This window comes from Bacillus sp. AFS037270, assembly GCF_002585305.1.
Genome location: NZ_NUNF01000038.1, coordinates 32796 through 46847 on the forward strand (window position 1 = coordinate 32796; position 14052 = coordinate 46847).

The following is a 14052-nucleotide window of genomic DNA, read 5'->3' on the forward strand; positions in this document are numbered from 1 at the left end:
AAAAATTCCCACAAAATTTAGTCTTTCCAACTTTGGATTATTAGCTCCTTAGAGCCCTTTGAACTGGTTTTACCTGATTCCTAAGAACAGAACCTTTCGAAGAGGAACGTTTTTGGTAATAACTATAAATATTCCCTACAAACAAACCGACAAACAAATAAGTCAAGCCGCCAAAAAGCCCATAAGTAATGATTCCCGAAATCGCTGAAAGAACACCAAACACGACCTGTTTGCTATATTTAGCAGGTGAAGTAGGCGGATCCGTAAGCATAAAAAAGCAAAAAAATAGTGCCGCATTAATAAATGGAGGTCGAAGTGCATCAGCTGCTCCCCCTATATCGAAACATCCCATAAGAAACAGCAATACAAAAAAGGTTCCTAAAAAGGACAAGACTTGCGGATATTTATTAACCCGTTCCGTTACAATGTAGCCTCCAATCAACAATAATGATATCATCCACCACGAAAGATCCCCAAAAGCTCCCCACCAGCTTTGTCCTGTATGAAAAATAAAAACCGAAAGGAATAACCCAAACGCAGCTGGATTAAAAATTGGTTTCTTCTTATACACCAAAATATGCTTAGACAAAATCGCAATAACAGCGGTTCCTGCTACCATGTACCAAGGAGTAGTTACACTTAAAACTAAAGATATAATTAAACCCGTAATAACAGCAGCATCCCTGCTGCTCTTTCGATTTTTTAATTTACAATAAAGCCTGTCTACGGCAATACATACCATAACGGCAACTAGACTATTTATTATACCCATTATGTTTTTTGCCCCGACTGACGCAATGATTAAATAAGCAGCCATGGCAATAGTGACATATCCTTTCGGTGTTTTTAGCCATTTATTTGCTTCCACTTAAATTCCTCCTGCTCTAACAATTAGTAATTCAGGTGTAACCAGTATACCTTTTAAATTCATCTCTTCTAAAAATCCTTTCGCCTTTTCCTCACCAAGCAGGAAGGAAGCCGTAGAAAAGGCATCTGCCATCATGGCAAATGGAGCAATAATGCTGACACTTACCCATTCATTGGGTGATTGATGCGTTTTGGGGTTCACTAAATGATGTAAATCTGGTTTTACTAGATTTCTGCGTTCATAGCTTCCAGATGTGCAGATCGCCTCATCAGAAATCTCAACTGTTTCAATCAGCTGCTCTTTTTGATATGGATGCTGTATCCCTATTTTCCACGGCTGCCCGTATTCGTCCAACCCGCCTGCAAATAGGTCTCCTCCCGCGTTAACTACAAATCCCTCAAAGTCCTTCAGTTCGTGTGCAGCCAAGTCGATTGCAAATCCCTTAGCAACAGCTCCTAAATCAATGACTAAAGGCTTTTTTAAAGTTAAGGTTCGCGTTTGTTCATTTAAGAATATATCTTGATAGGTAACGGTATCCGCTGAATGACTCTCGATTATTTCCCCTGTTAGATAATGGCGATTAAATCCTTGCTGTTCCATTATTTTCCCCACCGTCGGATCAAATACCCCATCCGTCAACCTCGCCAATTCGATTGCAAAATGAAGAGGTTCAAAAAGTAAGGGACTAATTTGAACTGGAGTACCAACTGCCTGAGTAGCCTGAATTAATTCACTTGATGATGTAAAACGACTGCAGGCTTGTTCTACTTTTTGAAAAGCGTTAAACGCACGCTCAATCCTTGCTTCCGTCACATCCCTCGATTCCCTTGTAACAACCTGTATATCAACGAAGGTATCCATAAATAATTTCGTTTTTCTCATGTTAACCCACCTCGTTCTGGGCCTGGTTAAGCGCATCCTGTACAGCATCTTCAAATGCCTGCGTACTGTAGGTAGCTCCTGAAACATTCGTCACCTGAGCACTTTGCTTCTGCATTACTTCATTTGGCAGGCCTACTACGTCGCTTTCCGAGTAATGCATGGCAAAATCACTAATCTTAACAGCGATAATCTGATCGTTCTTAATGGTCACTTGTACATCAATGGAACCACGCCGATTCATTCCAGCACCAGTAAAGGTTCCATCTTTATAAATGTTATTAACTTGATTGCTGCTGCCTTTAGTCCCATTTCCTGTTTGGCTCGTGGTTTGAACGTTTTTTGCTATATGTTGAATTGGCTGATTATTGACAGCCTGCGTATCAGTTGTATAAAATCCTGCGGTATACACTGCCGCAACTGCAGTAGAACAAAGGGCTACCCACTTTTTGTTCATTTTTTTCATATCACAAATCCTCCTATTGCATCGTCAAAACTTCTACACAAGAACAGTTTAGCTTCGCAATCTTAGAATTTTCTTAGAAACATCGGTCCTCATCAAACTTATTATACTGGTTTTTTATGGGAATCTAGAGATGTGGGAGAATGAATAATGACAATTAGCAGAAGGGGAATCTTATTACACATAATAAAAAAGGTGTATATATAGCTAAAAGAGTACAGATTGCAAAACAAAAGATGGAGCTGAAGCCGGTAAACCAAAATTCATTAAGTTCCTCCCATTGTTGCCTCTCATAAAGGTAATCCTAGCGTAGTAAAAAATAAAAAGACGAACAGTTCATAGCACTGTTCGCCTTCGCAGCAGCTTATAGTCTGACCGGCTTTTTACTCCCTGTCACCACTTTGTTTTTCTGTTCACCCAAATCAATGGATCCGTCCGGACTCTTGATTTGGCAGCGAATGATATCGCCATCCTTTAGATATCGTTCATTATTGGCTTGGCTTGCTAATAAAATCTCGAGCTTTTGCTGAGCAGATAAAGAGGAATTGGCAAGCTGTTCATTGACTTCTGGAGAAAGATTTAAAGCCACTCCACCAGTTGTCCCCGTAATAATTAAATCCCCTTTTGATAAATCCATCATTTCGGATAGCTCTGTCAAGGTCTCTGTTGGTTTAAAAAGCAGCTGACTTGAATTAGCAGATTGGCGTAACTCATCATTAACCCAAAGGTTCAATTCTAAATTATGAATCTTTGCCACTTCATCTTGATCAAGTAAATACAGAATTGGACCAGCAGGGGCAAACGTCCGGTAGCTTTTCCCCTTTAACCACTGGCCTTCCGTAAACTGGACGTCACGGGCAGAGACATCATCCACCATCACGAGACCGGCAATATATTGATGAAGATTATTGTCCGTCACCTCAACAGGCCCCGTAATATCTTTACCTATAATGAGCCCTAGTTCAATCTCATAATCTAATAATTTCACATGATCGGGACGAATAATTTCACTGTTCGCCCCACATAACGTACTATCCGCTTTACTGAAAAACAAGTTAAATGGAGGCCGGTTGGCTTCAAGTCCTGCTTCGGCACGATGGGAGGCATAGTTTGTACCTTGACAAATAAATCGTGCTGGTTTAGTGACAGGACTTAAGATCTCCACATCAGCAAATGAAACAGCTGTTGCAGATCCTTCTTCCTTTATCCTTCTAGCTACTTCCGTTCCTACTTCTAAAAACTCAGCTAAACTGCGATAAACATTTTGTAATACGAGGATGATATCTCCTGAAACAACGCCCCACTGCTCTTGATTATCCTTTTTAAAACGTACCACTTGCAAACCCATGTGTGTCATCCCTCTCTTTTTTAAAAATTAGTTCAAAAGAGAACAGTTTCAGACACTGTTCTCCATTTTTTATACTTATTGGTTAATTTTACAAGACTTTTGAAGTATTTGCATTTAATAGGGCTGAATTTTCTGAGTTTTTCGGACGAACAGCCAGCCAAACTAATCCACCGAAAACAAGCAGGATTAACCCACAAAGCTGGAACGCATGTTGGAAGCCAGCTGCTGGACTTGCTGAGTGTTCAATGAAATAGCCCGTTACATATGGCCCTACAATGCCGCCCAATGAAGTAAGTGCCATGAACCAGCCTTGAATTTTACCCTGGTGCTTATGTGAAACCAAATCTACTAAAATAGCTGGTCCCATAACCAAGGTAATACATCCAAATGTTAGCCCAAGCGATAATAATACAATTGCTAAAATATTCGAACTGACCATCGCTCCAAAAAAGTAGCTGACTGCTCCAGCCAACATGACTGGTCCAAGGACAAAAATTCGGCCCTTCACCACACTTTTCGTCTTATGGTAAAGCCGGTCAGAAATTGTTGAAAAGATAATTTGCGAAAGGGTAATCATAATCCAAGGCAGTGCTACAACAATTTTTAAAGTACCTTCGCTTAGGTGGCGGACATTTTCTAAATAATTCGGAAGCCAGTTCAGCCCAATCGTAAAGGACCAATAAGTGGCAAAACCACATAATGCGACAAAGATGAAGTTTTTCGAGAATAGAGCAGAGGTGAATTTTGACTCGTTCGATACAATTTGTGAACTATCCTTTTCTGTAACAAGTTCTGTATCTGTAACCGCTTTCTCTTTTGCGATCCATAACCACACTAAAATCCAAAGAAAGCCTACAACTCCGGTTGTGATAAACGCTGAACGCCAGCCATAACTCATGATGAGGTGCATTAATATAGGGGCTGAAATGGCGACACCAAGCGGCCCGCCAACTGAAACCATTGTTAAGCCAATACCTAATTTTTCTTTTGGAAGATATTTTGAGGCAGCTGTCATCGCTAAAGCGTATGAAGGCCCTTCTCCAGCTCCTAAAATAATTCTAGTTACCAATAAATACGCAAAACTGCTGACAAATATAGTCGAGAATTGAACGATTGACCAGACTGCTACCATTCCAGCAATTACTTTTTTCGCTCCAATCTTATCTGCAAGGCTGCCGCCTAAAACCGCTGAAAGTGAATACAGTAAGAAAAAAACACTTCCAACAACTCCCCATTGCTCGGGAGTTAATCCTAATTCCTTCATAATAGGAACGGAAGCAAATCCAACAATCGCTTTATCCGCATTACTGATGACTGTTAATAAAAATAACAGAAAGATGATCACCCATGCTCTTTTAGATACCGCACTTTTCTTTTCCCCCATAAATGGACCTCCTTAAAATTTACTCATTATTACTTATTTTCAAGACTTTCCCCCCCTTAAGGAAAGGTCCTGTTATGTCTACTTAAATGTAACCTCAACTTTCCCGATATGAGAAAATCCAGCTGTGAACCGATCTCCTTTTTCAGCTGCTACCGCTGCGGACAATGCCCCAGATAAAATAACCTCCCCTGCTTTTAACACCACATTGTACTCGGAAAGCTTATTTGCCAGCCAAGCCACACATTTAGCAGGATGGCCTAAAACATCTGAGCCATATCCTGTATTGATCAATTGACCATTTTTAAACAAATTCATTTCAATCGATGGCAGATCCATATCTGTGAGCGAAAACCGCTCATCGCCGATGACAAACAATCCGCTCGATGCATTATCGGCTATCGTGTCGGCCAAGGTAATCTTCCAGTCCGTAATCCGGCTGTCAACAATCTCTAAGGCTGGTGCTACATAATCTGTCGCATCAATAACATCTTCGGTTGTCACAGAAGGCCCTTTCAAATCCTTGCGGAGTACAAAGGCAATCTCACCTTCCACCTTTGGCTGGAACAAATCATCTAAATGGATCACCCCATTATTACTGACTTCCATGGAGTTCAAAAGAAAACCGTAATCCGGCTGATCGACACCTAACAGCTGCTGCATGGCAACAGAGGTTAACCCAATCTTCTTTCCAACAACCTTCTGTCCGCCTTGAACCTTCTGATCAATTCCTAAGAGCTGGGCCTGATACGCCTCTTCCATCTTTAAATCTGGATAGATTTCTGATAGAGGTGTGATCGATTTCTTTGCTGCTTCAGCCTGCTGCAAAAGCTCATAAACATGTTGAGCACGATGAATGACTTGATTACTACTCATAGAAAAAACTCCTTTTATAAAAAATAGAACACTATTGGATAGATTCAAAATCATGGTAAGCTATGAATCAATTTAATAGTGCTCTCAAAAGTTGGTTCTATTATCTTGTTACTAGTGTTTCATCCTGCTTAACAGCTTCTTTACCATTCTTTAATAAGAAGTCTGTTAATACAGCATTGAACTCTTCAGGTTTCTCCCACTGCGGCCAATGTCCGGCATCCTTAATGACAACTAGTTCACTATTTGGAATCATATCCTGAATAGGTTTCGCTTCCTCAACAGTAGAGGTTGGATCATGGTCTGTCCAAGCTAACAAGGTCGGAACATTGATTTTGCCGCACCATGATGGTTCCCAGCTGTATAACTTCCTAATTTCAATATCCTGCAAGCAGACAATATGATGAACGGCTTCTTGGTAAGAAGGCTGTGTATAAATTTTGTAACGAGCCTCAATTAATTCCTCGGTGACTTGGCTCTTGTCATACATTAACCACTCTAGTCTAGTTTTAACATTTTCATAGTTGGCTTCAAGAACTGCTTTTAATGTAGAATCTTTTAGTTTTTGCATGACTTCGGGCTTGTTATTAACGTTGCCCGGTGTATTTAATACCATCGCTTTTACATACTCTGGATGCTCAGCTGCAAACCATGCTGCTACCCAGCCGCCTAATGATTCACCAGAAAGATATACTTTTGTTAATCCTAAGGCTTGAATAACTCCTAATAAATGATCGCTATAATAATCAATTCCATATTGGCAATCTGGTTTGGCTGTATATCCGTGTCCGACCATATCGATGCAAATTACACGGAAATGTTCACTCAAGCCTGGGATATTTCGGGCATATGCCTCAATATGACCGCCAGTACCATGAAGCAGAATCAACGGCTCCCCTGTCCCAGCTTCTAGTACTCTTGTTTTAATATCGTTTGCATTTACGTAATAAAGTTTGTATTCCAAATCAGCTAAGTCAGTCCAAATCGTCATTTTAATCTCTCCTTTTTTTAAAAAAATTAATATGTTAGCTAGTTATTCTTTCATGGACCTTGAGGGTGCCTTTTCATGCTTCTCAGGCAATGAAATTCTCTTTCATGAACCTTGAAGAAGCTTTTTCACGCTTCTCGGGCAATGAAACCCTCTTTCATGGACCTTGAAGAAGCTTTTTCATCCTTCTCGGGCAATGAAACCCTCTTTCATGAACCTTGAAGAAGCTTTTTCACACTTCTTGGGCAATGAAACCCTCTTTCATGGACCTTGAAGAAGCTTTTTCACACTTCTTGGGCAATGAAACCCCTCTCAATCCCGAAATACCCCTAAGACTCTATCAAATGCTAACTTTATATTCTGATGATTGTTTAGGATCATCCTGTTCAACCGGCTCGCTAAACTGAACAATCGCCATCCCCGTTACCCATTCCGGAATAGGCTCATAACAAGCAACACTTGTATCAAAGTTTTGCAGTGCACCAAGCAGGACAAGCCAATTGCGAATTTCCTGACCGCCATTTCCTAGATTTTCCTCAATATAATCCGCACTCCAGTTTCTTAATGCTGCATAATTTTTTTCAGTAATCAATCGTAGAAACTCCCGATCGATTTGTTCGTTAACAGGGCCTGATTTAATTCGTGTTACATTTGTTTCCCTTAACTTTAAATAGGTATCAAGCTGCTCTATTTCCTGACGGCCATTTTTTAAAACATTAACCAAGAATTGGTCTTCCGGTTTTTCGCTCTCAATCTTTGGAATTGGCACCCAGTGAGATAATCCACCTGAAGCGACAATCGCAACCTTAAGATCTGCATCCCAGGATTCAATCGCTTTGCGGATGACTTCACCTATTTGAAAACAGCGATCCATTGTTGGCAGCGGCGGAGCAGACGTATTAACCGCAATCGGAACAACCGGTATTTGAAGATCAGGATTTAAAAAATAAATTCCCTGTGTATGACCGTGATCGACCTTCATTTTTAACGTAAACGCTAAATCAACATTGTTTTCTAAACCAGTGTGAAGGATATGCTTTGCCAGGTCTTGCTGGACGGGGATATTGTATTTAGGCAGCTGCCAGTCTCCCCAGCCTTCACACTCACCAATTCCAATCGTAAAGGAAGGCATATGGTCATAGAAATAACTATTAAAATGATCATCAGACACTAATACCATCACATCGGCTCCTGTAGCTTCGAGATACTTCTTCATTTCAGCCGCTGTTTGAAGGAAACGCCGTCCTTTTTCTCCGCCTCCCTCTTCATTTGTCATGATCATCGGACTATGTGACATGGCCACGCCTGCAATAATTTTAGCCATTCGATCATCTCCTTTTCAGATTTTAAGATATTAGTAGTTTCCTAGCTTCAACAATTTGTTTTTTCCAGACTATTGATAATTTTCCTCTGTAAGGAATTTCATCCGTACATTGGAGTGTTGTGCCATCATTCATGACGATGACTTCTGTTTGGACAGAACCACTCAGATTATTCAACAAAACCTGATATCGTCCAGGCCCTGGAAGAGTATAATACGGATACAAGATGAATCTCTCCCCATTCCATTCACACTGTGTTTCATAGAATTGACCAAGTAAATCGGGCAGTTCTGCAACTTTGCCGTTTAACAGCCGTTCGCGAATACAGGAACTGCTAATCTTCTCACCCCTAAGCTCTACCTTTGCTACCTTTGTGACATCTATCCGGCCGCCGGAGTCGCTCTTTAACCGATTCATATTTCCCGCCCCGCGAGCACCATATGAAAAATCAAATCCGGCCACTGCATGAACAACACCAAGGCCGTTTAAATACTGCGCAGCAAACTGTTCTGGCGCTAACCCAGCAAAGTCTTTATCAAATTCAACAATATAAAACGTATCGACACCCATTTTTCGAAGCTTCGCCTCTTTTTCAGCAAGCGGCATTAAATAATGCACGTGTATTTTCCCATTGCTGATAACAGTCTTGGGGTGAGGAAAAAAGCTCATGACAGCTAATGGTACTTGCTTTTCGTTTGCCTTTTGAAAAGCGGTGTTGATGACTGCACAATGTCCATGATGGAGACCGTCGAAACAACCAAGTGCCATCACATTTGGCCTCGCCTTTCTCTGCCATTCTGCCAAATTACTCCGGTTTAAACGAATTGTTTCCATAACAGTCTCCTCTCACGGTTCTTAAATGGTCACAGGCTCTAATTCTACTAATGAACGGTACTTTCCACTGTAAAAAATCAATGGTTCTGCATCTTCAAGATGAATATCAGTGACCTTACCAATAAACAAAGTGTGGTCCCCTTCCACATGCTCAGCCGATACTTCACAGGCGACTTGGGCAACGGCACCAGGTAAAACAGGCTTTCCATCAAGGCGGTCAAAAACTACTTCCTTTTTCAATTGTCCGGCGAAAATCATGGAAAGCTCTTGCTGATCAGCGGCTAAGATATTAACAGTGAAAATCTTGCTTTCTCTTATTTTGGTTAAGATTTTTGCCTTTTCTCCGATAGAAATAACCACAAGCTTTGGATCAAGCGATACGGACATGAACGCATTCGCTGTCATTCCGTGGACATCACCTTCTACATCAGTAGCTATAACGGTTACCCCTGTTGCAAACTTCCCCATCGCACTGCGAAACTGACGATCATCCATTATAAAAATCCCCCTGTTAAACTTAAATTTGTAGTTCCCTATCCCCTAACTCCACTTTCAAAACCGAACAAATCCTTACCATATGCTGCAACAGCATCTTCATATAATGATGTCTTATGTGTAGCTACAGCAATGATATCTCGTAGGAATAACTCCATTGGGCCGCCTTTATAAAGGGCGCCTCCTCCTAGAGTTAACAGCGATCTTACCGCAATATCTGTGCAGAGCTTAATCGCTTTTGTACGAATGGCAAAGAATTCAGAAGGCGGTGTTTTACAGCCATCTTTTTCATAGTTTTCAAGCAGGTCAATATATTTTTCCAATAATGCCTCTGCCATGTGAAAATCTGTTGTCATTTCTGCTAATACCCGCTGACTTCTAGGTGACTCACTTTCTCTTACTCCATCCATTAAGCGCACTCGTTTTTCAGTCAGCACTCTGAATTCCTGAAGCATCCGTTCTGCCCCGCCCAGTGCCATGTAGCCAAACCCTACATAGAAGGAAGGAAAGAATGGGACATGATAGAAAGGATAGTCCACATCGTATTCTTCAAACGGTGGTCTTCGAGTAAGTTCTGCCTGGTCCAAACGTAAAATCCGGTCCATTGGGACATATACATTATCAGCAATAATTTGGTTACTTCCCGATCCTCTCAAGCCAAATGTATCCCAATTGCGGATTACCTCCACCTCAGAAGTTTTTAACATCGGCAGGCAGTATACTGGTTTCTCACTTTCAGGGAACTGAATCATCACTCCAACGCCAACCCAGTCACTGTAATTGATGCCGCTTACAAAACTCCATTTACCAGTGATGCGATAGCCATCTCCATCACGTTCTGCTTTACCTAAGGCAGCAAAGATATCGGTAATTAATCCGCCATGATTGACAATCTCGTCTGCACCCTTTTCTGGAAGAAAGGCTGGAAGCATGTTGTGGAGTGGATATAAGTATGTCAGCCATGCTGCCGAAATATTATAATTGGCCACCTTGCGCACTACTCTGGCAAACGTTTTCAAATCTGCTTGTGGACCGCCATATTTTTTTGGAAGCATCATCCGTGCAATTTGTGTTTCTTTAATCAGGTTCACAACATTTTGTGATATCGTGGCATTTTTCTCAGCCTCTACGGCTTCCTGCTCCGCTAATTTTCCAATTTGCTCTGCGCCGGCTAATAATTCTTCGACGGTCACATCTTCCCCTTTTAATACGAAACTAGCCATTTCTTTTACACCTCTCCGTTTTTTAATAATAAAGTGATTGTGGACTACTGTCCGTTAGGAATTAAAATTGTTATCGCTTACATCTACATTTCAATTTGGGTTTCTAATATATTAACCTTGTAAATATTGTATAAAATTCAAAATCTTCATTCTAGAGCAACTATTGCTCATCATTTTCATTTAATTAGACAAAAAATGTTCATATATAGATAGAAAAAGCCATCCGGTCTAGCCGGACGGCTTTTAATCTAAACTGAGTTCCCCCATCGCAATTAACGATTTTATAATTAAAAGTAATTGATGCATTTCGTTGGGATCACGTAAATCTTTTTCTAGTAAGCTTTCTATCCGAGTAACCCTATGCCTGAGACCGCTCATGGATAAGGCTAAATCATTCATCGTTTGTTCAAGCTTTCCACCGTTTAATAAAAAACTATACAAAGTTTTTAGAAGTTCGACCATTCTTGGATCTTCTAAGTTATATAAAGGACCAAGCTCCTGCTCGGCAATCATTCGAATTCCACTGATATTTTTCGAGTTTATCAGCACACCGACGATTCCTAGGGATTGAAAGGGAACAATCTTCTTCTTTACCGCTAAACGTAAGGCAATCGCAGCTTCTTCGTAACATTTAGGGGCTTGGTGTATATCGTCACCTAAACGGCTGATGCCCATCTTAAATTGACCTTGAGGATAATTTCCAATCATATAGTTAATATATTCTTGCATCACATCATAGATAGATTTTTTATCGATCGTTTCATTTGTAATCAATAACACCAAGTTGCCGTCCCGATGTCCTACTAATATATTATGCTTTTTTTCCTTAAAATAACGAAAGGTGGTTTCAAAGACTTGTTCCTGCAAGAGGAATTCATCTTCAATCGAACTCTGTATTTTCTTATATTCCATTACCGTTATATAATAGTTCTGCTCAAGATCTAAGCCTGTATATTTGCCTCGCTTTGATATCTCATTTCTAGGCAGCCTGCCCTCTAAGATTTGTTCCAAAAAGCTGCCCTTCATTCTTTCAAAGGTTTCAAACTTGGTTTTTTCATTTAAGAGAATAAGAGAGGCAGCATTGGCAAAACGATCTAAGAACAAATAATCCTCCTCATGGTGATACTCCATTTGATCATAAACAAAGCTGCAATAACCGATTACTTCTTTTTGTAATAGAATTGGGGTAATGAGACGTTCCTGAGTTTCAGTTTTGATGATCTTTTTTCTAAAAGGGAAAAGTTGATTCGTGTCTATCCTCTTTTCTTGGGAATAACACTCCATATCTGCTTTTACCAGTAAAAATTGTTCCTCCGGCAGGCCTGAATAAGTGATTGTGCGAAGAGCTGTATCCTCCACTATAATGGGGATTCGAACCAGTTCATAAACCATATCGGCTAACGTCTGCAAGTCAGTGCCATTGATAATCTCTTCTGTCAGCTTGTTTTGAAAATTAGCCAAACGCGTGACCACGTTTTTTTGGTCCAGGAGCTGATCATACGTATACTCTAGTTCCTTCACAATCGGTGTTTCATTATAAAAATCCAGCTCATGCTCGTCTTGAAGTTCTGTTTCCCATTCTTTTTTTGGCTTCATCTCCCAGCAGCATTTCGAGTCCCCTTTTCCAACACAGGTAATTTCTCTAGCTAGAAGAGGTTCCCCAAAGATGGTCGTCATAAAACCGCTCGCAAAACCGATTAATGTATGACAGACAGGACCATTTGATATTCCGAAACGTTTTAAATGTTCCTCGGCCTCATAAGAATCTATCCATGTTCCGAACGAATGAAAATGTTTGATCCTTTGCTTCTCATCCACATCAAAATTACATTCATGTTTGATCCCTCTTATATGGCCATTTAGTATATGAAGGATCGGTCCATTCTTGATGAGATATTCGAGAGAGGATTCGGTTTGCAACGCTTCTTTAGCATTTTTCACACCCATTTCCCAGCCATAATGAAATAAGAACCCCTTAATTCTCTTAATCCCAATATTTTTGGCAAGCTGCTCCCTGAGGATACCGAAAACAGACGCAGATGTGATTATCTTCCGGTCACCAGCAACCTCCTCAAGGCTGTAACTCTCTTCCGAAACTATAACAGTCACGCTAACACATCCTCTATGAGATCAGTTTAAAAAAGTAAGCGCTTTTATTATTATTCTAGACTAAAGATTGAGAGAGTTCAAAACTTTTTAGTAGCGTGTTGGTGTAGACCAATCACCCAGATAACTTTTTTAAATCCATTACACACAAAAACGATGCCTAATCCAGTATGCATCGTTTAGGTAAGCCGCGTATTATTGTTTCACTTTTAACCCTATCAAAGAAGCAAATCCTAATGCCTGTTCTGGTGAAACTTCACAGCCAGCCAGACTTTCAATTGACACATTTAGTCTTTCAAACCGACACGTACTAATGTCAATCCCTTTCAACAATGTTTGCTCAAAATGCGCATCATTTAAGTCGCATTCTGTTAACTTCACTTTGGTAAGCTTACTATCATAAAAGTTCGCATTCTGTAACGTACTTTGCTGAAAGGCCACCTGTTTTAAACTTGCATCGACAAACTCACTGAAATTCACCATACAGTTTTCAAATGTTACATTTCCCAAATTTGCATCTGAGAAGTCCACGCCCATTAATTTGCAGTCCCTAAAGGAAACGCGATGGATGATTCCTTCACTAAATCTGGTATTAGACAGATCACAGTTTTCAAAAACAACATCCGTCATATCTATTCTATGGAGCTTAGCATCGAGAAACGTTACATTTTTAAAGACAACTCCTGAAAGAATCAGTTTATTAATTTCGACCTCATCTGCCCGAGATCCCGTAACCATACAGTTGATTAACTGCGGTTCTTCTTCATGATAAAGATCATTAAAATTAGCTTTACTTAAGTTGGCTAAGATTTTGGGAGATTCGATTTTAAGTCCTTTTCCCATATGAAAACACCCTTTATTTAGATTTATTAGGTAACTCTACCATATGGCAGCATCAGATGATAGGTCTTTTAATTATGAAAAAATTATGTCAAAGAGCTTAAATGCAAAAACTGTACACCATTATCCCCCAAAATAAACAGCTATTAAATTTCAAATTCACTATAATGGAGATAAAGAAAGACCATTTATTAAGAAGGTGTGATTATATATGGGTAAAAGAAAATGGTCAAATAAGGAAATAGAAGAGTTCAGAAAAAGAAATGGTAAATTTGCGTACTATAATTTGGAAGACGCTAATCTCTTTGTTCCAAAAGCTTTAGGTTTTGGGTGGACTTTGAACTGGGCAAATCCACTATCATGGCTGTTTATTCTCCTCATTTTTGGAATAATCATTTTTCGTCATATATTTAAATAAGCAAAAAGAGATTG

The 14052-nt window shown here is 40.0% G+C and carries 14 protein-coding genes; 1 reads left to right on the forward strand and 13 read right to left on the reverse strand.

The genetic code is table 11. From position 1 onward, the window contains the following. Positions 1–40: 40 nt before the first annotated feature. From COD92_RS18860 to COD92_RS18920, 13 genes are all read right to left on the reverse strand, one after another. Positions 41–868 carry an RnfABCDGE type electron transport complex subunit D gene (locus COD92_RS18860; RefSeq protein ID WP_098996454.1) on the reverse strand — a complete coding sequence of 276 codons (828 nt, stop codon included), beginning with the start codon at positions 866–868 and terminating at the stop codon, positions 41–43. Then, on the reverse strand, positions 869–1750 hold the full coding sequence (locus COD92_RS18865; protein WP_098996455.1) for an FAD:protein FMN transferase: 882 nt from the start codon (positions 1748–1750) through the stop codon (positions 869–871). 1 nt (position 1751) lies between these two features. Then, positions 1752–2213, reverse strand: a complete 462-nt coding sequence (locus tag COD92_RS18870) for an FMN-binding protein (RefSeq protein ID WP_098531007.1) — start codon at positions 2211–2213, stop codon at positions 1752–1754. 361 nt (positions 2214–2574) lie between these two features. Then, positions 2575–3558, reverse strand: coding sequence for a fumarylacetoacetate hydrolase family protein (locus COD92_RS18875; protein WP_098996456.1), 984 nt, complete (start codon positions 3556–3558; stop codon positions 2575–2577). A gap of 88 nt (positions 3559–3646) precedes the next feature. After that, a complete protein-coding gene (locus tag COD92_RS18880) occupies positions 3647–4942 on the reverse strand; it encodes an MFS transporter (RefSeq protein WP_098996457.1) in 1296 nt (431 codons plus the stop codon). 78 nt (positions 4943–5020) lie between these two features. Beyond that, complete coding sequence (locus COD92_RS18885) at positions 5021–5815, reverse strand: 2-keto-4-pentenoate hydratase (RefSeq protein WP_098996458.1); 795 nt, start codon at positions 5813–5815, stop codon at positions 5021–5023. 100 nt (positions 5816–5915) lie between these two features. Further along, positions 5916–6803 carry an alpha/beta fold hydrolase gene (locus COD92_RS18890; RefSeq protein ID WP_098996459.1) on the reverse strand — a complete coding sequence of 296 codons (888 nt, stop codon included), beginning with the start codon at positions 6801–6803 and terminating at the stop codon, positions 5916–5918. Between the two features lie 337 nt (positions 6804–7140). Beyond that, positions 7141–8124: a DODA-type extradiol aromatic ring-opening family dioxygenase gene (locus COD92_RS18895; RefSeq protein WP_098996460.1), complete on the reverse strand. Its 984-nt coding sequence runs from the start codon at positions 8122–8124 to the stop codon at positions 7141–7143. Between the two features lie 22 nt (positions 8125–8146). Continuing rightward, positions 8147–8956, reverse strand: coding sequence for an FAD synthetase family protein (locus COD92_RS18900; RefSeq protein ID WP_098531001.1), 810 nt, complete (start codon positions 8954–8956; stop codon positions 8147–8149). A 21-nt stretch (positions 8957–8977) separates the two neighbouring features. Beyond that, positions 8978–9451 carry a flavin reductase family protein gene (locus tag COD92_RS18905; protein ID WP_098531000.1) on the reverse strand — a complete coding sequence of 158 codons (474 nt, stop codon included), beginning with the start codon at positions 9449–9451 and terminating at the stop codon, positions 8978–8980. Positions 9452–9489: 38 nt separating this feature from the next. Next, positions 9490–10674 (reverse strand): acyl-CoA dehydrogenase family protein, encoded by a 1185-nt coding sequence (locus tag COD92_RS18910; protein WP_098996461.1) that lies wholly within the window; start codon positions 10672–10674, stop codon positions 9490–9492. Between the two features lie 243 nt (positions 10675–10917). Continuing rightward, the gene (locus tag COD92_RS18915; RefSeq protein ID WP_255286676.1) at positions 10918–12783 is read right to left on the reverse strand and encodes a XylR N-terminal domain-containing protein; all 1866 of its coding nucleotides are present in this window, start codon (positions 12781–12783) and stop codon (positions 10918–10920) included. Between the two features lie 192 nt (positions 12784–12975). Then, entirely contained in the window at positions 12976–13623 is a 648-nt protein-coding gene (locus tag COD92_RS18920) for a pentapeptide repeat-containing protein (RefSeq protein WP_098996462.1), read from the reverse strand. A 208-nt stretch (positions 13624–13831) separates the two neighbouring features. On the opposite strand from COD92_RS18920, the gene COD92_RS18925 reads away from it, so the two are divergent. Beyond that, positions 13832–14038 carry a DUF5808 domain-containing protein gene (locus COD92_RS18925; RefSeq protein WP_098530997.1) on the forward strand — a complete coding sequence of 69 codons (207 nt, stop codon included), beginning with the start codon at positions 13832–13834 and terminating at the stop codon, positions 14036–14038. Positions 14039–14052: the final 14 nt, after the last annotated feature.